Raw genomic sequence first — 22,796 nt, 5'->3', positions numbered from 1 at the left:
TCCTCTATATCTAATTCTCAAAGTACGTAGGTATAATATGATTCTCTACCGGTGTTCCTTTTATCAATTTATCAAGGGTCTCAACAGCAATCTGGCCCCAGTCTTCTTTGGAGTAAGATACACTTTGAATCCTCGGGTTCAGATATTGAGTAACCTGAATTTTGTCAAAACCGTGGATGTAAACATCATTTATTGAAATATTTGAATCTTCTTTAATGTAATTAAATGCTCCTAATGCCATCTCGTCATTTAAGGCAAAAATACCCACACATTCACTTTTTCCAATAGTCATTCTTTCAGCTGCTTCATATCCAGATTTTTCATTAAAATTTCCTTCAATAATTTCATAATCAATACTATACTTATTTGCTACGTCAATAGCTGCTTTGGTCCGTTCGGCACTATCGTGGTTGTTAGCCGGTCCAGATATGACAAATATTTTGGTCACTTTTTTATCTATCAATGAATACATCGCTTCTCTGGTCCCTGATTTATTATTAAGAAGCACGGAACGGATCTTATCGTGATTCAGCTCTCTGTCCAACAGCACGATCGGATAACCCATATTCGCATATTTGATCAGTTCCTCGTTAGAATACGTCATGTCTAGAACGAGTATCCCATCGATCATCTTTTGAGGTAGAAACAAGTGCGAACGTTGACCTGAACAAACGATCAATTCCAGACCAAGTTCATTAGCTTGCTTATTCATACTCTCTAAAAGCTCCGAATAAAAAGTTCCCTGATAAGAAGATAAATAAACTGCAATAATATTTGTATTTTGTCTTCTCAAATTCTGTCCTGCCATATTAGGAATATAATTCATTTCATTAGCAATATCGAGGATCCTTTTTCTCGTAGCTTCGCTTACTCTGGGACTACCGTTCAATGCGTAAGAAACAGTGGAAATGGACACTTCAGCTTTATTTGCTATATCTCGTATACCTACCATTACAATCACCTTTTCCAATTTATACTTGTCTTTTAACTATACTATAAATTTATCATTTAGTTGTGATCTTTATTAAAATTCTTTCAGGTGTCTCTCTTTTAATTTTTCTGCTGCTTCGATTCTTCCGGTAGGTATAAGTCGTTCATTTATATACATTTCCAAATGACCATTAGCATGGTAGGGTCCACCTTCTTCAAGGACGGTCCACATAGGATCATGTGGTTTATTCATTCTACTCATCATATCATCATGCCAGTCCATGAGAATAACAACCGCATCCTTAACGATATCGGGATACTCTGAAGCAAGATTCCTGGTTTCATGAGGATCATCCTTGAGATTATAAAGCTGATGTTTATCAAATAAATGATAACCATCGTGATACGTGCGTATATATAGCCAATCTTCAAACCTTACGCTTCGTTGACATACATGTGCATTTTGACTCAATACAAGAGAGTTTCGTCCATTTGGTATTCCCTCAGTTAACGTGGATACAAAAGACTGCCCATCCCAGTCATCACTTGGTTCAGCATCAAGTAAGTCAGTCAATGTGGGTAGCAGATCCAAACTGTAGTGAAGTTCATTGTCTACATGTCCTTCGACTAAGTCAGGATATTTTATGATCATTGGGATATTACAGGTGTATTGATCTGCAGTTCCGTGCTCAGCATAAATTCCTAGCTCTCCTAAATTCTCTCCATGGTCACCAGTGATTATGATCAGTACATCATCATATATCTTCTGTCTTTTTAGTTCTAGAAAGACTTTCCCTAGATGATCATCCATGTAACGCACACCTGTATCATAACCGTCAATAAGCTTACGCATATCCTCCATGTCTTTTATTTCTGATATATGTCTCGGGTAACCTGCGATCGGAGTGTTCCAGAACATATCCACTTCTCTTGCTGAATGTGGACCGACCAGTTCCCTGTCTGAGCGCAGTTTTTCTTCCGTCAGCCACTCAGGTAAAGGATCGTTTCCAAATGGTTCCCCATAATCAACTGGTGTACGATATGGTGTGTGCGGATCCCAATAATTCAGATACAAAACCCAGTCATCTTGTCCTTCTTTTTTCTTTAACCATTCAAGTGCCATGGGTGTAACATCTGAAGCAATTTCTTCACCCAGCTTGCCAATGTTCAATACTTCCTGCCATCCAGCGTTGAAATGCCAAGCTGAATGACGTTCTGCAAATGTACTGATCAGAGCTGTATCCATTCCTTTTTGTCTAAAGATACCGGCAAAACTATACAAATCAAGGTTATCCTTGAAATCCAGATTTTGCTCAGACACACGCATTTTCGATGCTTTTCCCCCGTGATTCACAAGGCCTGTACGGATACCCATTTTACCCGTAGTGAGCGCCGTTCTAGAAGGCATACAGGGTGCATCAGATGTATAATAATTGGTAAATCGTACACCTTTTTCAGCGATCTCATCAATATTTGGTGATGTATTTCTATGGTATCCGTAACATCCTAAATGGTCAGGCCTGAGAGAATCCACATCTATTATTAATATTTTCATAGTTTTTGATTTCCTCCATTTTATTAAAAAAACTCAGTAAAGACAGCTCTACTGAGTTTTTCTAATTTCATTTATTCTCTAAACTTTTAGCAGATTTATTTTCCACCAGAAATGTCAAAGCCAGTTAAAATGTATTTCTGTAGAGCGATAAATATAATTAAGATCGGAATTACCATAAAGGCCGCTCCTGCCATCTGCAACGCATGATTAGAAGCGTGTTGTCCTTGAAGTAACTGAAGTCCCACAGATAAAGTATAGTACCTTTGATCGTTAGCTATGATCAATGGCCATAGGAATGAGTTCCATCCCCCAATAAACGTAAGGATGCCTTGTACAGCCAAGATAGGAGTGGACAACGGCAGTGCAACTCTAAAGAAAACATAAAATTCACTGGCTCCATCTAACCGGGCAGCTTCAAAAAACTCTTCTGAAATACTTGAGAAGAATTGTCTGAACAGGAAAATACCAAATGCACTAGTCAGGCTTGGTAAAACAATACCCAAGTAAGTATTAGTTAAGCCGATTTGATTCAGAATAAGATATACCGGTATCATCGTTACTTGCCCTGGTATCATCATCGTAGCAAGTACCATTAGAAACAAGAACTCTTTACCTTTGAAATCATAATGGGCGAATGCAAAGCCTGCCATCGCGTTTAAAAACAAACCAATGAAACTTAACACGGTGATAATGACCGTATTAATAAAGTAAACATCAAAGTTCAAACGTTCAAATAAGATACTAAAATTTTCGAATGTCCATTGTTCCGGTAATAGGTTCTGATCAACAGCAACAATTTCTGCATTTGTTTTAAAAGCTGCCAGAATCATCCAGAAAAATGGAACAATAGTCATAGCTCCCCAAACTGCCAATACTATGCCAATTACCAGTTTTGTCTTTTTATCAACATTAATCATTTAAATTACCTCTTTCGATTACTATTTATTATCTATTTTCTGGATGCGAAATTGTACTAATGTAGCAATTATTATGGCAATAAACAGCAATAATGATCCTGCTGCTGCGTAACCAAAGTTGTTTAGCTGGAATCCATTTCTATAAATAAATAGCGCAACACTGATCGTACTGTTCAGCGGACCTCCATCAGTCATAACGAACGGTTCTTCAAAGAACTGAAGCCAGCCTATAATCGTGGTGACGACAACAAAGAATGTCGAAAATTTTAATTGTGGTATCGTTATTCTCCATATTTGCTGCCATCGATTAGCACCATCCAGTTCGGCAGCCTCATACATCGAATCAGGTATGCTCTGCAATGCAGCTGAGAAGATAAGCATATTTATACCTATTGCTCTCCAAACAGCTAGTATCCCTAGTGAAATTTTAGAGATATCTGTATCTGTAAGCCAACCTACTGGGCCAACTCCAAACCAAGCTAGAAACTGATTAAGTAAACCAATATGCTGACTAGGATTGAATAAGAACGTCCAAACTAAAGCTACCGCTACGATATTCGTGATCGAAGGAGAATAAAAGACTACTCTCATCATAGAGAAGAACTTGTTATCCCCAAGCTTTATCAGGATCGCAATGGTCATAGAAAAAAGTATGACTAAGGGGACTCCGAAAACCACGTAAAAAAGTGTATTTTGAATCGACTTAATAAATACTTGATCGTTAATGATAGTTGAATAATTTTCCATACCAATAAAACTCACTCTAGAATAATCTGCTAAGCCTGCTAGACTCATGTCAGTAAAACTGATAAATAAGGCTAAGAAAATCGGTATTATCGAAAACACTAACAACAAGAACAGCGCAGGGGCAATAAAAAAATAAGGTGCTTTTTTACTTTTCATAATTTATTTTCCTTTCTAAGAAAAGAGACTCAGAGAATTGAACGTATTCTATTCTCTGAGTCTAACTTCTATTAATCTAGCATGCTCTGTACTTCTGCATTAAAGTTATCAAGTGCTTCTTGAGTGTCAGCTCCACCAATCATGATTGATTCAAATGTTGATAAATATGATTGAGAAATGGAAGCCCATTCTTCGATCACCGGCATATGCTCTGAACTTTCAAGCTGCTCTCCGAATACTTGTATTAATTCGTCCTGGAAGGGTTCTTCTTCCCAAGTTTCCATACGAGCTGGTAATGAGCTTGTGTTTTCGTAATATGTCAGTAAGCTTTCTGTACTTGTCATGTGTTCGATCAAATCGACAGCTTCTTCTACATTTTCCGAACTGCTCCAAACAGATAAGTTAGCTCCGCCTGTATTGGACATATTGTTTTCAGGTCCTTCAGGTAATGTTCTTACAGACCACTTTCCTTCAATATCAGTTGTTTCATTGTTTATGTTAGTCATAGACCATGGGCCACTTATAAACATTGGTACAACACCGTCTCCACCAAATGTTTGCGACAGCTCTAATCCTAGATCCTGGCTCGGTGAAGCTCCATTGTCAGTGAATTGCTTAAGATATTCAATTGCTTCTACAAATTCTGGTTCATTTAATACCGCTTCACCATCTTCAGTAATGAGTTCTGAACCATTTTGTCGAGCAAACATAAACCCGAAAGTCTGCTCTTGGAAGTTGATATCAAATCCATACATATCTTCTCCTCTTTCACTCAACTGCATAGATGCATCGTATAATTCTTCCCATGTACTTGGTCCTTCTGGATAACCTACTTCTTCTAACAAATCGGTACGATAGTATAAAGCACGTGTTTCTGTATACCAAGGTATACCGTAATAAGATCCGTCTATCTCAGTCGTGTTTATATTTCCTTCGTAGAATTTATCTGCACTTAAGGCATCATTTGATTCAACGTATTCTGTTAAGTCTGCAAGAGCACCTGCATCAGTAAATTCAGCCATATAAGAGGAACCCATTTGAACGACATCTGGACCTTCTCCAGATGCTACAGCTGTCAACAATCTGTCATGAGCTGATGACCAAGGAATACTTTGCAAATTGATATCAATACCAGTTTCTTCCGTGTAGGCGTCAAAAATCCCTTGAGCCTGTTCGTTTCCGTCACCCATTATCCAAACTGACAGTTCATCGACTGAACCTTCAGTGCCTTCTGAATTTTCTCCCGTATCTGCATCATCACTTCCGCAAGCTCCAAGCAAACTTAAAGTTGCCAGCATTGCACTACCCTTTAATAATTTTGAAAATTTGCTATTCATTTTATTTCCTCCTTATTTGGTGAAACGTTTCGACAAGTTGATTATATATCATGTGTAAAACGTTTTCAATCTTTTTTTACTATTTCTTTCAATAATTTATAAATATGTTATTATCTCTGTCTTTAAGCATAGCCTGCAGATCTTTTTTGCTGATTTTCCAACCGCTCTTTCGGTATGGATTATCTATCGATTTTACTGATACAACTTGTTCATTTACCTTTATACCTTTTTCTTGGGAATCAGATGAAAGGTTAAATTCAACGGGTTTTCCTAAAATTTCAGTGTTAATTCTTAATCCGCTTAATCGCTCTGGAATAACAGGGTCAATCACCAAATTGCCAGCATCTTCTCTAATGCCCAAAACATTGGAAAGTAATTGATTCAGATAGATACCTGGCCCGCTAGAATATACACGCCAGCCGCCTTTGACATCCACTTTACCATGTCTTAACTTTTCAAAGTTTTCCTGAGCCTCATAACGGTCATCGAAAGCCGCATCTGAACTGCTAAAATAAGCGTTATTCTGCCTGATAACTGCGTTGGGTACATGGTCTTTGATATTGACAGGGTTGATTCTCAAAAGATTGTCCCATGTTTCCTCGCTCTTACCTATCTTTGCCATAGCTTCCACAAAACGGATATGAGCATGAATGTATAATAGACCGATTTCTCTCCCAAAGTTTGCTGCTTGTTCCGCACGCTTGAAGTTTGAGCTGACACCACCCTTATATTCAGCAGGTCTATTCATTAAACGAATACCATCGCTGAATGTTAACTCGTGTTCAATAATATTTAAATGCGTTGCAACCTGTTTATCATCAAACAGTCCACTGATCATACTTCTGATCATTGGTAACAATCGGTAGGTGATTCCTGTCTTAGTATCTGAAGGATGTATCATAAAATCTGTCTCATTCTCATCCATATAGATAAAGCCTGGGATTACTTCATCGGCCATGATCACATCTTCGTAATCTTTTCTGATTTCGTTCGCTAATTCACTCAGCTCATTGTAAAGCTCCTTACTCTCATTCCTCAAGCCCTGGGCCAGAGTATTCAAGGTCTGATAAGTCAATGCAACAGTCCAGCTACTAGCCATATGTTTCTTCAATTTTTCATTGTACGGCTGTAATGTATCGTCCCAGTCTCCATCTCCGTATGAAGAAAGTTTTGTCCCTTCTAAGAAATTAGAAGTAACATAGTTTAATTCTTTTTTGAGATGCTCTAGAAGCGTCTCCTTTTCTTCTGTTAACGCCTGTTTCTCTTTCGACAGGTACGGCAGCTCTTTTGTCAAGATTTCGTAGTCTTCAGTGGCGATCAAATAATCTCCTAAAAGCTTCATTGGCCAGACAATAATATCGCCGTGACTTTCATCAGAGTGAATATTCGTGTATTTATCAAACATAAACCATTGAGGCCAGTTACCATTATCTACGAACTGATGACTGAACAGTTTGAAGATAATGTCCTTCACCACGTCATATTTTCTCATTGCAAGGAAGTACTCTGCAGGCCCCTGAGCAACGTCACGTGTTCCCCATGCTGCTCCACCGTACTGTTCCAGCCCGTGAGGTGAAAGATAGTGGACAAACATGTCGTGAGTATACCACCACATTGTAATGTTCATTTTTTCTACTTCTGATGATACATTAATATCACTATGTTCTAATTGTAGATTATTCATTAAAGATCCATAAAATTCTTTGAATCGGTCCTTTTCTTTTCCAAAGGTAGTTTTAACGTTTTGAAAATCTTTTCCCGTGACTGTTCCCTGCATTATTATGGAAAATATTTCTGTTTCTGCAATATCCATAACGATTATTGAAGAAGTAGAACCATGATCTTCCGTTGTCAAACTTGACCCATCAGAACATTTAACGGTAGATCCTTCAACTTTCATATAATAGGTTAGTTCAGGATACTTCTCTTTCACAATACTTTTTGAATCGGGTTTAAAAGTAACCAGACTATCATTTATTTCATAATAAAAAGGAACCGTGTACTCACTTTCATTTAAAACAACTTGATTAGTCACTTTATATGCATAAGCCTTTCCGCTCTTAGTTTCAACCGTCAGTCTCACAGTATCTGTATCAGCATGTGAATAATTAGTGATCGTAAAAGTGTCTTCAGCAGTTTTATATATCCACTTCACATAGTTAAATCCCATTTCATACAGAGAAGGCATAGTAAGCAAATGGTATTCCTCATCTGTTTTAACATATATCCTCTGCCCCTGAGCTTTGAGGATGTTCAGGTGATTACGAGTATTAGTTAGAAACTTATTCATTGATGTATTACCGAGTACAAGCTGCGAGTTAAAAACACCAGCCATCCAAGATGTTGTCGCAACGATAGGCTCATCCACTGTTACTTCATTTTTTGTATATATAATATGTCCATGCTGGCGCTCTAGTTCAATTTCCTTTTCTTTCAAAGTGACATGGCTGTAGTCATCCGTGAAAAATGAAGCCATCTTTCCTTGAATAGTCTCTTCTTGAATACGACTTGGATACAAATGCTCTAACTCTTTTTCTGTCAAGCTTTTAACCTTAAGCGGTTGTCCTAGCTCAGGCGATTTAGTTATCTTCGGTAGTTTCCTATAATTCTTTTCTGGACTCAGATTATTCCAGCTCGTCGTCACTTCTGACTGAAATTCTAGTTTTGTAATAGCATCAGGATGGTTGTTTTTAAATAGTCCGTAAAAAACTAAACGTTGAGAGTCTTCTAAAGCAATTTTCTCGGACTGCAGTGCCGTATAATCAAACTCATACTGGTAAATCTTGTTTTCCAGGCTTTCTTTAGATAACTGTTCGATCTGATCAGTCTCTTTATATGATTTACCAAAGAACTGAAATCCATCTGTGGAATACCCTACTACATTAGTCAGGCCTCCTTGCTGAACGTAAGGAAAAACTTCTTCAGCCTGGTTCTGTCTTGAACAAACAACGAAGCCATTTTCATCATTAAAGACAGTATGTCCAACGTATTGAGCCACATATCCTTCGTTCGATTGCAAAGCCCCTTGCTTGTTCAAGCCTAAGTCCCATCCGTAAACGACATCTACTGATGTATTCTTTCCTTCCAAGTCTATAGTCCAGAACCACATATTGTCTTCACTCAATTGGAATGTTACCGCATATTTCACTTCTTTAAATGACCCCGTCCATTGTACACTTTCTTCTCCTGTTTTAAATGTACTCTCTGAATCAATACCAAGTAACGGCGTATAATAAATAGTGCTATTTTTATATACTCTCAAAAATAAGTTGTTCATTGAACCATCAAATGTATTTCCCAGCACTTGATTCAACATCACACCGTTCGCACTGGCTTTCAGTATGTCACCTGTGGGTAGAAATACAAACTCAGTGTCGTTCTTCCTCAGGACATGTGTGTTTTTCATATTTGTAGATACTTCAATCATATTCATGCTCCTTACTGCTATTTAATAACAAATTTTTTGGATCCAGTTACTAGACTATTTCCTCCAGCAAATACTTCGAACTCCCCTTCATCAGCCGATACTGATAAGTCTGAATGGACATAACTCAGCATGTCTCGAGTCAGTTTAAAGGTTACTTCAGTTGACTCTCCGGAATCCAAGGTGATTTTTTCAAACCCTTTTAGTTCTCTTTCCGGTCTCACTACTTCTCCGATCAAATCTCTAACATATAACTGTACGACTTCTTTCCCTCTTACCGGTCCTGAATTAGTAACGGTGACTGTGACCTCTAAAGCTTCGTCATCTTTAAGCTCGTTGTCAGAAAGAGTTAAGTCACTGTACTTGAACGTTGTATAGCTCAGACCGTATCCAAATGCATACTTGGGATAATTGGAACAGTCGAGATATTTAGATGAATATTTTTTATCAGGTGTCGTTTCGACAGGTCTGCCCGTGCTAAAGTGATTATAATATACAGGGATTTGACCAACGTTCTCTGGAAAGGACATGGGAAGCTTTCCTGATGGATTAGTTCGTCCGATAAGTATATTGGAAATTGCTGATCCCCCCTCTGATCCTGGGAACCATGCTTCAAGTATCGCATCAGAGTATTTATCTATATTGTTGAGATCTAAAGGTCTTCCATTAAATAGGACCGTTACAATCGGTTTATCGAGTTTAGATAATCGTTTTAACAGTTCAATTTGTGAGTTTGGCAGTCTGATGTCAGTGAGGCTGGCTGCTTCTCCACTCATATCTGCACTTTCACCCAATGCCAGAACGATTACATCCGCTTTGGAAGCTGTCACTTCTGCTTCAGTTAATAGCTTTTCTGTAGTTGTATTTATCTCACTACCTTTGGCATATAATAAATTAGCTGCAGGAAGCCTATCTTTAAGAGAGTCGAGTAACTGACTAGCAGATTCTGGTTCTCCTTTCCACGACCACGCTCCAAGCATATTTTCACCTTTTGAAAATGGTCCGATCAAGGCGATTTTCTGTTTCTCTACATTTAGTGGTAGAGCCGCATCGTTTTTAAGTAATACCATGGATTCTTCGGCTACTTTACATGCTTTCTCACGATGGTCTTCTGAAAATACCAGTTCTTTTTCTTTCTCCGCATCAGCTGAACGGTATGGGTTTTCAAATAAACCTAATTTATTTTTTAATCTGAGTATCCTAAGCACAGCATCATCCATGATTTGCTCGGAAACAGATCCTTCGTTTATTAATTCTTCTAAATGTTTAATATATGTGAATGTCATCATTTCAATATCTAAGGTTGCATTTATCGCCTTCCGCGCTGCTTCTTTTTCATCAGCTGCTACCCCGTGCGGTAGCAGTTCTTTAACGGCACCCCAATCCGAAATAACAACGCCATCGAATCCCCATTCTTCTCTCAATACATCATGAAGCAACCATCTGTTACCACTAGAAGGAATACCATCGACTGTATTAAAAGAGGTCATGACTAATTCGGTACCACTATCAACAGCTGCTTTATACGCTGACATATAGTCTTCTCTAAGCTGACGTTCTGACATGTTTACTGTATTATAGTCTCTCCCGCCTTCAGGAGCACCATACCCAGCAAAATGTTTTACACAGGATGCAATAGAATAGGGATCCGTATAATCCTCACCCTGGTAACCTTGAACAAAAGCTTCTGCAAAACGTTCATTTAAAAATTTATCTTCACCTGTTGTTTCCATTACTCTGCCCCATCTGGGATCTCTAACTAAGTCTACCATTGGTGAGAAAGTAACATGCAAACCTGAGACAGCTGTCTCGACGGCGGATACACGCGCACTAAGTTTAGCTAATTCAGTATTCCAGGATGACCCTATTCCTAAAGGGATCGGAAAAATAGTTTTATAGCCATGAATGATGTCTGCCATAAAAATAAGTGGGATTTTCAACCGACTTTGTTTCAAGTACTGTTCCTGAATAGTCATATTCGCTTCTGCTCCAGACGCCCCAAGAACTGAACCGGCTAAAGGCACTAAATCTTGCGGGATACCTAATTCTGTCAGTGGACCTGTAATCTCAAAATCTTCAGAAGTATAAGGTTCACTAATAATTTGACTGAGCTGACCAATTTTCTCCTTCAATGTCATCTTGTTCAATAATTCTGTTAACTCGATCTCCTTCACATAATCTCTCCTTAAGCATCTGTTGAAACATTTTTGTCGAAACGTTTCGATAAATGAAGTATACGCAGAATGTTTTCTTTTTGCAAGTGCTTTCTTAAAATTCATAAAAAAAGCCCAAAAGCTTTTTCAGCTTTTAGGCTTATTATAAATTATTCTCCGAAGATCCATTCGAGCGCCTGTCTGATCGTTGTTTCCCAGAATTTCCAGTTATGCTCGCCGGGCGCTTCGATGTAGTCGTGCGCGATGTCCTCTTTTTCCAGCCACTCATGCAGGAGTTTATTCTCTTCATAAAGGAAGTCCTCTGTGCCGATAGCCAGAAACAAGTCAGGCTTCTTGTCGGCATGTTGGATCACTTCATAGATATCCAGCTTCTCGGCCATCTCAGCCCATACGTCGCTTTGAATGATGTATTTCAGTTTCGTGTTAATGGCATTGTCTTCAGACAAGTCGTGCACCTGATCGTTTTTATGCAGGACGCTGCTCGATAAGCCGATGATTTTGCCGAAAGTCTGGTTATACACATAGCCGTTTCTCAAAGCCCCATATCCGCCCATCGACAGGCCGCCGATAAAGGTGTCGTCACGTTTAGTCGATAGCGGGAATAAATTACGGGTGACATTGACCAGTTCTTCGCCAATGAACTTGCCGTAGTTTGAGCCATCCACATGATCGACATAGAAACTGTTCTCGCCGGCCGGCATGATGACCGCCAGATTATACTGGTCAGCCAGCTTGACGATGGTCGAGTTGATGATCCAGTCTTCGTGATTGCCGTTCCAGCCGTTCAGCAGGTACAGCGTCCGAAATCCTTCCGGCTTGACTTCCGCCTTCGTCTCATAGTCGTAAAGAGATTTTGTCGATGTCGGGATGATCGCTTTGAACGTCACGTTCCGCTGCAGCTGTTCAGATTGAAAAGTCGTAGTGAGTGTCGCCATAGATTCAGCTCCTTATTTTTTAGGGTCTTCCACTTCTTCGCCGTTCAGAACGACAGTGTAGCTCAGGTCGGCATTCAGTGAGTTGGCTACGGAACAGTATTTCTGGTCACTCAAGTTGACAGCGCGCCAGACACGGCTTGCCGGGATATCCCCGTCTATATTGATCGTGATGTGTATGGACTTGAAGTATTTTGGTGCTTCCTCGTTGCGTTCGCCGTCCGTATCGATCTCCAGCCGCTTGATTTTATCCTGATAAGGTTTCAGTACCATCACGATATCGATGCCCATACACCCGGCCAGTCCGCCAAGTACAGATTCCATTGGAGAAACCCCGTCGCCATTTGGATCAAGATGCATCGTTTTTCCCCGCTGATTCGTCATTGTATAGGCCATTTCGCCTTCCCAATTTGTTGATACTTTCATTTCTAACCACTCCATTCTTTGAACTTTATCGCTTACTTAAGTATAGCATACGCTTCACTCTACTTGCATAAGAAAAACGCTTTAGACTTGGTTAGCAAAAGGTGCGTCTGTGACTACAGCACCTTAGGCATAAGCAGTTCTTCCAAGCTGAATCGCAAATCAGTCTCTTCACATTCTTCACATTCTTTAAGTTCTTTAAGGCTGTTCATACTCGCTGGCTGGCGAGTATGATCCTTCTAAACTTTGGGCTAAATTGTTTTTGCGGACATAAACTATGTCAGAACATGTTGTGTTGGCATATTCATGCGGCAGTTCGACACTTTAAAGTCTCTTCCTTTTCGCTAAGTGTCGAATATGGGAAAGTTCGGTAAGTAGGAGGCTGACGTTTTCACCTAAGTGTCGAAATTGATATGAGTTCGGTAGGTTGAAAAGTTGAATCGTGAGCTAATTACCGAACTTGGCTCCATTCGGTAACTAGCTGCCTGAATAAAGTTTGAAAGTGTCGAAGGTGCCCTAACTTCGGCAGTTAGGATCAAAGTGGCTGACTCAACTGGCCGAACATCTGTATCTTCGGCACTTTGGGAGAAAATAAACCTTCTATCTACCGAATCATTAAAAAAGAATAGAGTTATCTGTTTTTTGTTCGTAGTTTTCTAGATAATCTGATATCGGTATACTTGTGAACGTTTAGAAAAGAAATCCATAATAAAAAACAACTGCTTGCCAAAGTAAAAAGCATGTGGCTTGGTATTATCCGTATTTTTGCGGCTGTCTTAGTTTATGTTACCTTTCAGACGCCTCTTGTCTTTTCCGCCATCGTTTGACGGATCATCGGTCTGACTTCACCTCAAAAAGCGCCTAACTGATTCGCTATCTTTTTCGTTTCCATCGTGCTTGTGTTAGATAATATATGATCGCGCAACATACAGAAAAGAAGCCCACAAAGTCAGACAATACTGACTTTGCGAAGCTTCTTCTTATTTCATTGAAAGTTATTTTTTAGCGTAAGTGCTTGTACGCCAGACTTTTGTATCAAATAATCCACAGTAAGCATCCACTGAACTTACGCCTTTGAATTCTGTTTCGCCGGCCAGTTTCTTGACCAGTTCTTCCATCGTTACTTCCATGCCGTCATACGTGTTAATGTATGTGCCAACTTGAGGAACATCAGCAAGGTCGAATGGGTTCTGAACGGAAATGAATAGTGTCGGCACTTCGTGAACGTAGAACGGGATGTCCGGTGTCCCTTTAGAAGCCGGCCATACAGTACGCTGGATCGTTCCGCCGCTGTTGACGTCAGAAACGTTGATGATCAAATCATAGTTTTCAGTCAGTTTTGAGATCGGCTGCTTTTGAGCATAAACGTTCGCGATGGCTCCCGCACGTTCACTTTCCGGCAGTTTCATGATACGCTCTTCTGTGTTTTCCCAGATCGAGACTTCATGTCCGCGTGCTTCAAGCATTTTCTTCAGGTGGTCATGTGCTTTGGGCTTGTTGCCGGCGATCATGGCACCGAATCCGCCAGTCAGACCTTGAACAGGAACGAGCAGGATACGTTTGTAACGTTCCGGTGTGACTGGGAACAGGTCTTTCTGTTCATCTTTGACCAGTGTGATCGCTTTGTCAGCAACTTCGCGAACGACAGCCTGGCTTTCTTCTGTGTTGATCAGGCTCAAAGCTTCTTCTTTCGGCTTCATGATCTCTTCGCGCTTTCCTTCATAGTTATGCAGGCCAAGTTTCGCTTTCAGGCCTAAAGTACGGCGCAGGGCGTCATGCAGACGTTCGTCAGACAAGAGTCCATTTTCGTATCCTTCTTTCATCCACTGGAAGTCTTCGTCTGGATCGTTGAAGAATAAGAACAAGTCACAGCCTGCTTCGATTGCAGTTGGAACCATTTCACGACGTGGCATAGCAGCTGTCATACCGACCATGTGAGAGGCGTCAGTAACGATCGCGCCGTTGTAGCCTAATTTGTCGCGTAATAATTCTGTCAGCAATGTTTTGTTCAGTGATGCCGGCAGGAAGTCTTTTTCGTCACGTTCTGGATGAAGGGCTTTTTCATATTCAGGCAGGTGGATATGTCCAGCCATGATGCCTGGAAGTCCTGCGTCTGACAATTCTTTATAGATACGGCCGAATGTTTCGTCCCACTCTTCAACGCTCATCGGGTTGCTTGCATATGACAAGTGGTGGTCACGTTCGTCGATACCGTCACCAGGGAAGTGCTTGGCAAATGGCATGATGCCGTATTCCATAATTCCGCGCATGTATTCTTTTGAATAATCGATGGTCTGCTGGACGTCAGCGCCCCACGTACGGTTTGAGATGATCGGGTTTCTCCAGTTACGTGTCAAGTCAACGATCGGTGCAAAAGAAGCGTTACATCCAACGGCTGAAGCTTCCAGCCCTGAAATACGTCCCAGTTCGTAAGCATAGTTCACATCGTTGGTAGCGGCAACTTTGACTTCGTCACCGACTTTGGTTCCGTCAGTCACAGCGCCGTCTCCGCCTGCTTCTGTATTGGCTGCAATCAGTAAGGGAATGTCACTCTTGGTCTGCAGGATCTTGTTCTGATCATAGACATCCGCTGCTTTCGCTTTATTGTATCGGACAGCCGCGATGTGATACTCATTCATAACACCCGTCAAGTACTCTTCAGAACGGTCCGCTCCCATGTTTACAAACAACTGTCCGATTTTTTCATCCAAGGACATGTTTGAAATCGTTTCTTCCACCCACTTGACACCTTTATCATCCAGGTTAAATGGTTTCGCTTTCAAATCTACCACTCATATTCCTCCATTCAAAAATTTGTTATCTCTGTTACTCGTATACTAGTATATCAGATAACCCAGGTATAAACAAAGCTTTCTGGAGAAATTTCTGTGACTTTTTTTATTCCGTCAGCCACTTCCTGATATAGGTGTAAAGCTCTTCCTGGTGTCCCTCTCTGCCAGCCCATCCGATATAGCCATCCGGGCGGACAAGCAGCCTCTGATCCTTTTTATACCCCTTGTCTCTCGTCTGGTTCGTCCATTTTCTCATGACCCATTTGATTCCCTGCCGGTCACAGAATCCCTTCAACTCTGGATCCAAAGGCTGAAAGGTATGCAGCTGCCAGCCTGATTCACGTATGAATTCGAACGGTTCGCTGTCCACATAAGGGAGCCTCTGTCCCGGGCTTATTTCTGAGCGCTCTCCCTGGCTCAGGGAACTATTCTCGTATCCAATATACAACTGTGACAATAGAGTATACACACGGTTCTGGATCGGACCGAACGCATCAGCTAAGCGGGCAACGACCGGGATCAGCAGCTGGCGCGTCATCAGACTTCTGGTTTTATCTCCAACGACAAGGCTGAACAAGCGGTCTGTCGTTGCAACGACGAATCGTGCGATCTCTTTCCGCTCTTCTTCATAAGTGTCCAGCAGTTCGACTGGTCCTTTTCGGTTGACTACTTCAGCCAGTTTCCAGCCTAAGTTGACTGCATCACCGATCCCGAGGTTCATTCCCTGGCCGCCGATCGGGCTGTGGATATGCGCAGCGTCCCCGGCCAAGAACAGATTGTCTTTTCTAAAGTGGTTGGCCGTTCTCGCATGGATCTTGTAATCCGAGAACCAGTTCATTTCAAGGATCCTGATGTGAAAAGCTGCTTCTAGTCTCGGCTTCAGGCTTTCATAACTCAAATCGCCTTCTCTGGATAAGTCGGGCGGGAACATGCCGATGATCCGTGTCGTTTCTCTGTTTCGTAACGGGAAGAACAGGGCAAAATAATCTTTGATAAAGGAAAAGCTCCCGGCATCATCTTCAACGATTTTACCGTCCACTTCTGCATCCAGGACATAAAAGACCTGTTCATAGGTCTCGCCCTCAAAATCGATCCCGCTCTGCTTACGGACCTGACTCGATGCACCGTCACAGCCAACGACATAGTCGAATGTTTCTGTTTGATATGCGTCATTTTCCCTGATGGTCACCTCTGAGTGTTCTCCAACCTGTTTCAAGCCGACCAGTTCACTTTCCCATTCCACCTTAATCCCGAATTCATTCAGCTTATCCAGCAGGACCTGTTCATGTTCATCCTGAGGAAAGGTGACCAGGTAGGAATAGAGACTCTGCCCCTTCCCCATGATGCCCAAGGGTAAGGAAGCGATGCGTGTGTTGTTGCTGTAAAAATGGACAAATGCCGGTATGACCCCCTGTTGGGTCACCGTTTGATCCAGACCATACTTCTGATAACTTTCCAGCACATTAGGTACCACCAGCATAGCCCGGGACGTTTCTCCTGGACCTTTAGCTTTATCGATGATCTTAAAAGGAACGTTGTGGTAAGCAAGTTCTAAAGCCAGCACCAGTCCAGTCGGTCCGGCACCAGTAATGAGTACGGGGGTTTTCGTCATTTTATCTGCTCCTTACTCTATAACTATAGACAGTCGAGGTCAGTTTTCTTTACCTTAAGTATACGTATCGCCCGTCGCTTCACCAAAACATAACCTCTAAGACAAGAAAAAACACCGGTGATCCAGATTCGGATCACCGGTGTTTTCGTATAGTAGTAGAGCTAGCCGGAATCAAACCGGCAGCCTTTTCCTTAGGAGGGAAATGCTCTATTCAATTGAGCTATAGCTCTATGTTCGTTCTTTTTTATTATACTACAAGTCCTCTTCTTTGACTAACATAAATTTTTACCGGTAGGCATACGATAGTCCGAGTACTCTCTTGTGGTTTTCAGGGCTAATATTGAACTTGATCTCTAATGATAATCTGGCTCTGACAGATTTTCACTTATTAGAAGCCCTCAGATTTAGTTCGGAAACCGCTTTGTTAAGTTCAAATAAAATTTGGAACGCTGTACTGCATTTTACGGCTGTTTTGTCAAGTTCAGACATGGTTCGGAACGCTATACTTCACTTTTCAGCCGTTTTGTTAAGTTTAGACAAAATTTGGAATGCTGTACTGCATTTAGCAGATTCATAACTGTTGTCAGACTTCACCTGTATTCATCCTCCTCCACCAGGTGCCTCAGCTGTGTCAATAATATACCAAATCCCCTTCAAATGAGGTCTGTTTTCTTAGATTTCTCTCTTTTAAATTGACTTTAGCTTTCTTTACCCGTAAGATGATTAGTGGACAAAATTTTTATAAATGAGGTATATATATATATGAAAAAAACTAAAATTACTTATTCCCTGATTGGAACGATCTTCATCGCCCTGGCGGTCACGACTTTCCGTCTGGCCAGTCTGGGAACCGATCCTTATACGACCTTTAACTTAGGTTTCACTATATTATTGAATATGGAATATGGTCTCTTCCTGATGTATTCGGGTCTTCTGATGCTCATCTATGTTTTCTTTGCGAACAGAGCTCTTATCGGAATTGGAACGATTTTTAATATTTTTATCGTCGGTAACCTTTCTGATGTCTTTGTTGAATTGATCGTCACTAATTTCGGTACACTGGAAAACTTGCCCATCCGTCTGTTCATATCAGCCCTGGGTATTCTTTTCTTATCGATGGGGGCCGCTTTATATATCGAAGCCAAAGAAGGGGTCGCACCGTATGATGCGATGCCGATCATCTTAGCTGAAAAAGCCGGCTTATCGTACCGTCTTTCCCGTGTCATTATCGATGTGTCCCTGACTGCCATCGGCTTTTTCTTAGGAGCAAGCTTGGGTATCAATACAGTCATTACCGCTTTCTTCCTGGGCCCCTTCATCCAGTTCTTCCGCGATATTTTCAAGAAAGATCTGGACACCAGAGAATTGAAATATTCATCAAAAAAATAAGTCAGCACAAAAGCCATTGTCCCCTATCATGTGGACAATGGCTTTTTATTATGCAGGAATAATTTGGCCTTTCTTCTGCATTTCATACATTTCTGAATAAGCGCCTCGTTCGCTGAGCAATTCGTCGTGTCTGCCGCGCTCAATGATCTGTCCTTGATCCAGGACTAAAATCTGGTCGGCATGCTGGATCGTTGACAAGCGGTGAGCGATGATAAAGGTCGTCCGTCCTTCTTTCAGGACATTCATGGCGTGCTGAATGATCTCTTCCGTTTCTGTGTCGATGGATGACGTCGCTTCGTCCAGGATAAGGATTTTCGGGTTGAAGGCCAGTGCTCTCGCAAAGGAAATCAGCTGCCGCTGTCCCGAACTTAATGTGCTGCCTTTTTCCACGACCGGTTCATCGATACCTTTTTCAAATTTTTCAAGAAGATCTTCTCCTCCGACATCGATAAGCGCCTGAGTGGCCGTTTCTCTTGAAATAGACGGATTGTCCATCGTGATATTGGTATAAATGGTTCCGGTAAAGAGGAACGGATCCTGGAGCACGATCCCCATATCATGACGTACAGATTGTCTTGAATAGGTTTTAGTATCCTGACCATCGATGGTGATTTTTCCGGTCTGCGGATCGTAAAAGCGGAATAAAAGGTTCATGATGGAACTTTTTCCGGATCCAGTGTGACCCACGAGTGCCACTGTCTCTCCAGGTTCGGCCGTAAAGTCGATATCGGACAGGACTTCCTTGTCTTCTGTGTAACTGAAGTGAACGTTGCTGAATGCAACCCGTCCTTCAGAGACTTCAAGCGACTCAGCAGGGTTGTCTTCGGCATCCATGTCCATCAGCTCAAATACCCGGTCGCCGGCCGCAATAGCCTGCTGGACAAAGGCTATCTGCTGGATGGTCCCTTTGATTGGCTCATACAACCGGCTGACGTAATCCCCGAACAGATACAGCATCCCCACAGATATCCCCAGAACGCCGTTGATGTACTGGGTACTGAAGTAAACCATCAAGAGAAGCAGCGAGAAGCGCCTCAGAAAATCGGCGAAGGTCCACTGAAAGGCGGAATCCAGAATAACGTACTTGCGCATCACGTCGTACCATTTCTCGTTGATCTCTTCGAACTCGCCCTGGATCTTTTCTTCCTGGCCGAAAGCCTGCACGATCTGCATGCCCTGGATCGACTCGTTCAGCTTGCCGTTGATGTCTGAGTTAAGGTCGCGTTCTTTCCTGTGAAAGACACGGGCGTACTTCGTATAATACTTGTTCCATAAATACATGACCGGAATCAGGATCAGTAAAGTCAGTGCCAGTCCCTGATGGAAAAAGGCGATGGCCAGATAAGCCCCGATAATATAGAAGACATTGATCAGGATCTGACCAACAGTTGCAACATAAAACTGCTGTCTTAAACTTTCGGTATCATTGGTGATCCGGGCCACGATACTCCCTGCTGGCTGCTTGTCAAAGTAATTGATCGGCAGCTCCTGAACGTGCGTATATAACTGATCACGCAGGACCTTGATGACTCCGTTGGCCGCACGCATCCGATAAATGGAAGAGACGTATCGCAGAATAACGGTCGACACCATCAGACCGAAATAAATGGCGATCAGTTCGATCAGAGTATCCGTAACGGCTTCACCTTCCTGAGCGGCAGGTGTGATGACGTTATCGATGACGCGCTGGGCAATGATCGGTGCGCCTAGATCTGTGATGGTCGATAAGATCACCAGACCGATCCCGATAGCAAAGTAGCCTTTATAATATTTCATATACATCAAAAGTCGCTTCACTGTATTCATCTGGCGTCACCCCTTCCATTCTCGTATCCCGGTCGCAGCCCTTCCGAATAATCTTCTTCGCTGGACTCGGTCGATTCTTTGATCTCCTGTTTCATGAACTGGTCATAGTACCAGCCTTTTTCTGCTATCAGTTCATCATGTGTCCCACGCTCGACGATCTTGCCGTTATCCAGTACAACGATTTCATCTGCTCCCTTGACGGCTGAAAGACGATGCGTGGATATGATCGTGGTCTTGCCTTTTCTCACATCCTGGATATTGGCGATGATATTCTGTTCGGTCATGGCATCCACAGCTGAAAGGGAATCATCCAGTATCAGTATCTCAGGATCTTTGATGAGTGCCCGCGCGATGGAGATCCGCTGTTTCTGTCCACCGGAAATGGAGACCCCTTTCTCCCCGATCATCGTATCCAGACCGCGTTCCATATTTTTTAGATCATCTTCAAAGGAAGCCAACTGGATACTTCTTAGAATATCCTGGTCCGAAGCTTCTTCTTTGCCGAATGCGATATTGTCTCTCACACTCCGGCTGAAGAGGACGTGATCCTGCGGCACATAACCGATCAGTTGTCTGACCGACGGATCCTGATAGTCACTGTAAGATCGCTGACCCATATTGAATGTCCCGGTACCTGAAGGGAACTGGTTCAGAAGTTGACGGATAAGGGTCGTCTTGCCTGAACCGGTCTTCCCGACGATCCCTAATGTCTTCCCTTTAGGCAGAGTCAAGTCGATCGTATCCAAATTGATCGTCTCGCTCGAAGTGTATCGGAAAGTGAAGTCTTTGAACTCGAAATCGTCGACTGATCGGGCGTCTACTTTTCCGGCGAAATTCAGTCCGTCTGTGGCTTGCGTGATCTCTTCCACCCGGCGCATGGAGGCACTGCCCTGTCTCAGGATCAGAATAAGCTCGGACACGGAAATGATCGGCCAGATCATCATCCCCAGATACATCTGAAAGGCAATGATGTCTCCCACCGTCAGAATGCCTTGTGACACGAGTATGGCACCATAGCTCAACGCGATCATCGTACTGATGCCTGCAAAGGCCTTGACGGTCGGTGCAAAGATAGCTGAGATCTCGCTGACCCGGTTATTCTTTTTCAGCAGGCCGCTCGTCTGATCCTTGAATTTAGAGATGAAGTCGTCTTCTTTGACATAGGCACGGATAACGCGCATGCCGTCGATCATTTCTAGAACATCGTCATTGACCGATGAGAAGGACTTTTGAGCGATTTCATAAGCTTCATCCACCTGGGCCCCTTTGACTTTGATGACATAAGCCATCGGAAGAAGCGGGAGAACCGTCGCAAAAGTCAGTGACCAGCTGACGGTGATGCCCATCATGATGACTAACGTAGCGGTAAAGCCTGTGGCACTCATCAGGACCAGCATGCCATATCCGGCGGTATCCGCCAGTGCCCTTATGTCCTGTGTGCCACGAGCCATCAAGTCCCCTGTCCGGAACTTTTCAAAATAGGGTGCCCGCATGCGCAGGAAGTGGCGCATCAAGGTACTTCGCATCTGCCGCTGCAGTTTATAGGCCCCCGCGAACAGGCCGTATCCCCAGATAAAGTCCAGACCATAGGTGATAAAGACTAGAGCAGCAAATTGAAGTGAATAAATACGGAGCAGTTCGGCATTCATCTCCCCCGTGACGATCGCATCGACGAATCGGCCGATGATAAAGGGAATAATCACTGCAAAAACGTTCGACAGTGCCAGTGTGATAAACGATATGATGTACTGCCATTTGTGTTCTTTGAAGAAAAACTTTAACTTGATCAAAACGTCAAACATGGATCCATCCTCCTTTATTAAAGAAGCGCTTCTCATTGAAGGAAGTCGTCTGCTTTAATAATCCTTGATTTTAATACTCAAACAAAAAAAGACAGTCTACCCCCTTTTAGAGAATAGACTGAATCACCCGCAACGGGTTTATACGTATCGTTTGTATATCAAACTGATTCTAGTGTATCTTCCAGGAGGAGCGCACATGACTCGTTTTGTGTTCAATTGGTATAGCCGTCATTCTTAAACGGGCGTTTACTGTGATCGTCATTGGTGATCCTCCTTCCTGATATATGTATTGATTGTGAATACTCTTTTCGCTTTTAACTATACACTGAAACGTTTTCAAATACAATAACTAGTCGGACATTTTTAACATTATTTCAGAATCAGAAGTGGAATGATCTGGGCATAGTGCCCAGATCGACCCCTGCGAAGGTCATTATTAAGTAGAGGTTGAACGTGCCCGTTCAACTTCAATAGCAAGGGGCTTTTTGGTGAACGGTAAAAGTCCTTTATTGACTGACTAGGGATTTTTCGACCGAACAGATTTTCTGAGATATGCTGAGTTGGGTCAGCTGTTCACTCGTCAGCCTGATATATTGTGAGCCGACACTATATTGGACTGAATGTCGCACTCGGAGCTCACGAAATCGATGAGTGAACACTTTTTCCTCCAGAATGTCGTACTCACCGGTCCACTGCTCGATGAGCGTACAGTTTCTTGACCAATATGTCGTACTCGCGGCATACCTTACCGCTGAGCCGTCATTTTTTTGTATAGAATGTCGTGCTCGCTGCTCTCACAG

General features: G+C 42.3%; 14 protein-coding genes and 1 tRNA gene. 1 reads left to right on the top strand and 14 read right to left on the bottom strand.

The annotated features are described in order from the left end of the window. Positions 1 to 10 precede the first annotated feature (10 nt). The 12 genes from BMX84_RS01095 to BMX84_RS01040 all read right to left on the bottom strand — a co-directional run bounded on the left by BMX84_RS01095 (position 11) and on the right by BMX84_RS01040 (position 17,229). Positions 11 to 952 carry a LacI family DNA-binding transcriptional regulator gene (locus tag BMX84_RS01095; RefSeq protein ID WP_091486205.1) on the bottom strand — a complete coding sequence of 314 codons (942 nt, stop codon included), beginning with the start codon at positions 950 to 952 and terminating at the stop codon, positions 11 to 13. Positions 953 to 1,024: 72 nt separating this feature from the next. After that, positions 1,025 to 2,485: a sulfatase family protein gene (locus BMX84_RS01090; protein ID WP_091486201.1), complete on the bottom strand. Its 1,461-nt coding sequence runs from the start codon at positions 2,483 to 2,485 to the stop codon at positions 1,025 to 1,027. Between the two features lie 95 nt (positions 2,486 to 2,580). Continuing rightward, positions 2,581 to 3,402 carry a carbohydrate ABC transporter permease gene (locus tag BMX84_RS01085; RefSeq protein WP_091486198.1) on the bottom strand — a complete coding sequence of 274 codons (822 nt, stop codon included), beginning with the start codon at positions 3,400 to 3,402 and terminating at the stop codon, positions 2,581 to 2,583. A gap of 21 nt (positions 3,403 to 3,423) precedes the next feature. Continuing rightward, positions 3,424 to 4,305 (bottom strand): carbohydrate ABC transporter permease, encoded by an 882-nt coding sequence (locus BMX84_RS01080; protein WP_091486196.1) that lies wholly within the window; start codon positions 4,303 to 4,305, stop codon positions 3,424 to 3,426. A gap of 71 nt (positions 4,306 to 4,376) precedes the next feature. Continuing rightward, positions 4,377 to 5,642, bottom strand: coding sequence for a sugar ABC transporter substrate-binding protein (locus BMX84_RS01075; protein WP_091486193.1), 1,266 nt, complete (start codon positions 5,640 to 5,642; stop codon positions 4,377 to 4,379). Between the two features lie 88 nt (positions 5,643 to 5,730). Beyond that, positions 5,731 to 9,069 carry a GH36-type glycosyl hydrolase domain-containing protein gene (locus BMX84_RS01070; RefSeq protein WP_246119083.1) on the bottom strand — a complete coding sequence of 1,113 codons (3,339 nt, stop codon included), beginning with the start codon at positions 9,067 to 9,069 and terminating at the stop codon, positions 5,731 to 5,733. A 17-nt stretch (positions 9,070 to 9,086) separates the two neighbouring features. Then, positions 9,087 to 11,240, bottom strand: a complete 2,154-nt coding sequence (locus BMX84_RS01065) for a glycoside hydrolase family 3 N-terminal domain-containing protein (RefSeq protein ID WP_091486190.1) — start codon at positions 11,238 to 11,240, stop codon at positions 9,087 to 9,089. Between the two features lie 149 nt (positions 11,241 to 11,389). Further along, positions 11,390 to 12,175, bottom strand: coding sequence for an alpha/beta hydrolase (locus BMX84_RS01060; RefSeq protein ID WP_091486188.1), 786 nt, complete (start codon positions 12,173 to 12,175; stop codon positions 11,390 to 11,392). Between the two features lie 12 nt (positions 12,176 to 12,187). After that, on the bottom strand, positions 12,188 to 12,598 hold the full coding sequence (locus BMX84_RS01055; RefSeq protein ID WP_091486185.1) for an OsmC family protein: 411 nt from the start codon (positions 12,596 to 12,598) through the stop codon (positions 12,188 to 12,190). 992 nt (positions 12,599 to 13,590) lie between these two features. Further along, on the bottom strand, positions 13,591 to 15,387 hold the full coding sequence (locus tag BMX84_RS01050) for a glycoside hydrolase family 3 protein (RefSeq protein WP_246119084.1): 1,797 nt from the start codon (positions 15,385 to 15,387) through the stop codon (positions 13,591 to 13,593). A 106-nt stretch (positions 15,388 to 15,493) separates the two neighbouring features. Continuing rightward, positions 15,494 to 16,999, bottom strand: a complete 1,506-nt coding sequence (locus BMX84_RS01045; protein WP_091486182.1) for an FAD-dependent monooxygenase — start codon at positions 16,997 to 16,999, stop codon at positions 15,494 to 15,496. 156 nt (positions 17,000 to 17,155) lie between these two features. After that, positions 17,156 to 17,229 (bottom strand) — tRNA-Arg (locus BMX84_RS01040). 532 nt (positions 17,230 to 17,761) lie between these two features. Here BMX84_RS01040 and BMX84_RS01035 point away from each other — a divergent pair. Then, positions 17,762 to 18,388, top strand: coding sequence for a YczE/YyaS/YitT family protein (locus BMX84_RS01035; RefSeq protein WP_091486180.1), 627 nt, complete (start codon positions 17,762 to 17,764; stop codon positions 18,386 to 18,388). A gap of 48 nt (positions 18,389 to 18,436) precedes the next feature. Here BMX84_RS01035 and BMX84_RS01030 read toward each other — a convergent pair whose 3' ends face one another. Together BMX84_RS01030 and BMX84_RS01025 are read right to left on the bottom strand one after the other, a co-directional pair. Then, the gene (locus tag BMX84_RS01030) at positions 18,437 to 20,194 is read right to left on the bottom strand and encodes an ABC transporter ATP-binding protein (RefSeq protein ID WP_091486177.1); all 1,758 of its coding nucleotides are present in this window, start codon (positions 20,192 to 20,194) and stop codon (positions 18,437 to 18,439) included. Continuing rightward, positions 20,191 to 21,996: an ABC transporter ATP-binding protein gene (locus tag BMX84_RS01025; protein WP_177165419.1), complete on the bottom strand. Its 1,806-nt coding sequence runs from the start codon at positions 21,994 to 21,996 to the stop codon at positions 20,191 to 20,193. Before BMX84_RS01025 ends, BMX84_RS01030 begins: the two co-directional genes overlap by 4 nt. Positions 21,997 to 22,796 lie beyond the last annotated feature (800 nt).

The sequence above is a fragment of the Alkalibacterium putridalgicola genome, assembly GCF_900109825.1.
Taxonomy (GTDB): domain Bacteria; phylum Bacillota; class Bacilli; order Lactobacillales; family Carnobacteriaceae_A; genus Alkalibacterium; species Alkalibacterium putridalgicola.
The sequence above is the reverse complement of the archived record's forward strand: the minus strand, read 5'-3'. Positions and strand labels throughout refer to the sequence as shown.

Bases quoted from the DNA above. Each gene is read 5' to 3' on its own strand.
- BMX84_RS01095 (WP_091486205.1), bottom strand. From the start codon at position 952: ATGGTAGGTATACGAGATATAGCAAATAAAGCTGAAGTGTCCATTTCC.
- BMX84_RS01075 (WP_091486193.1), bottom strand. From the start codon at position 5,642: ATGAATAGCAAATTTTCAAAATTATTAAAGGGTAGTGCAATGCTGGCA.
- BMX84_RS01060 (WP_091486188.1), bottom strand. From the start codon at position 12,175: ATGGCGACACTCACTACGACTTTTCAATCTGAACAGCTGCAGCGGAAC.
- BMX84_RS01090 (WP_091486201.1), bottom strand. From the start codon at position 2,485: ATGAAAATATTAATAATAGATGTGGATTCTCTCAGGCCTGACCATTTA.
- BMX84_RS01085 (WP_091486198.1), bottom strand. From the start codon at position 3,402: ATGATTAATGTTGATAAAAAGACAAAACTGGTAATTGGCATAGTATTG.
- BMX84_RS01045 (WP_091486182.1), bottom strand. From the start codon at position 16,999: ATGACGAAAACCCCCGTACTCATTACTGGTGCCGGACCGACTGGACTG.
- BMX84_RS01030 (WP_091486177.1), bottom strand. From the start codon at position 20,194: ATGAATACAGTGAAGCGACTTTTGATGTATATGAAATATTATAAAGGC.
- BMX84_RS01070 (WP_246119083.1), bottom strand. From the start codon at position 9,069: ATGATTGAAGTATCTACAAATATGAAAAACACACATGTCCTGAGGAAG.
- BMX84_RS01035 (WP_091486180.1), top strand. From the start codon at position 17,762: ATGAAAAAAACTAAAATTACTTATTCCCTGATTGGAACGATCTTCATC.
- BMX84_RS01055 (WP_091486185.1), bottom strand. From the start codon at position 12,598: ATGAAAGTATCAACAAATTGGGAAGGCGAAATGGCCTATACAATGACG.
- BMX84_RS01025 (WP_177165419.1), bottom strand. From the start codon at position 21,996: ATGTTTGACGTTTTGATCAAGTTAAAGTTTTTCTTCAAAGAACACAAA.
- BMX84_RS01080 (WP_091486196.1), bottom strand. From the start codon at position 4,305: ATGAAAAGTAAAAAAGCACCTTATTTTTTTATTGCCCCTGCGCTGTTC.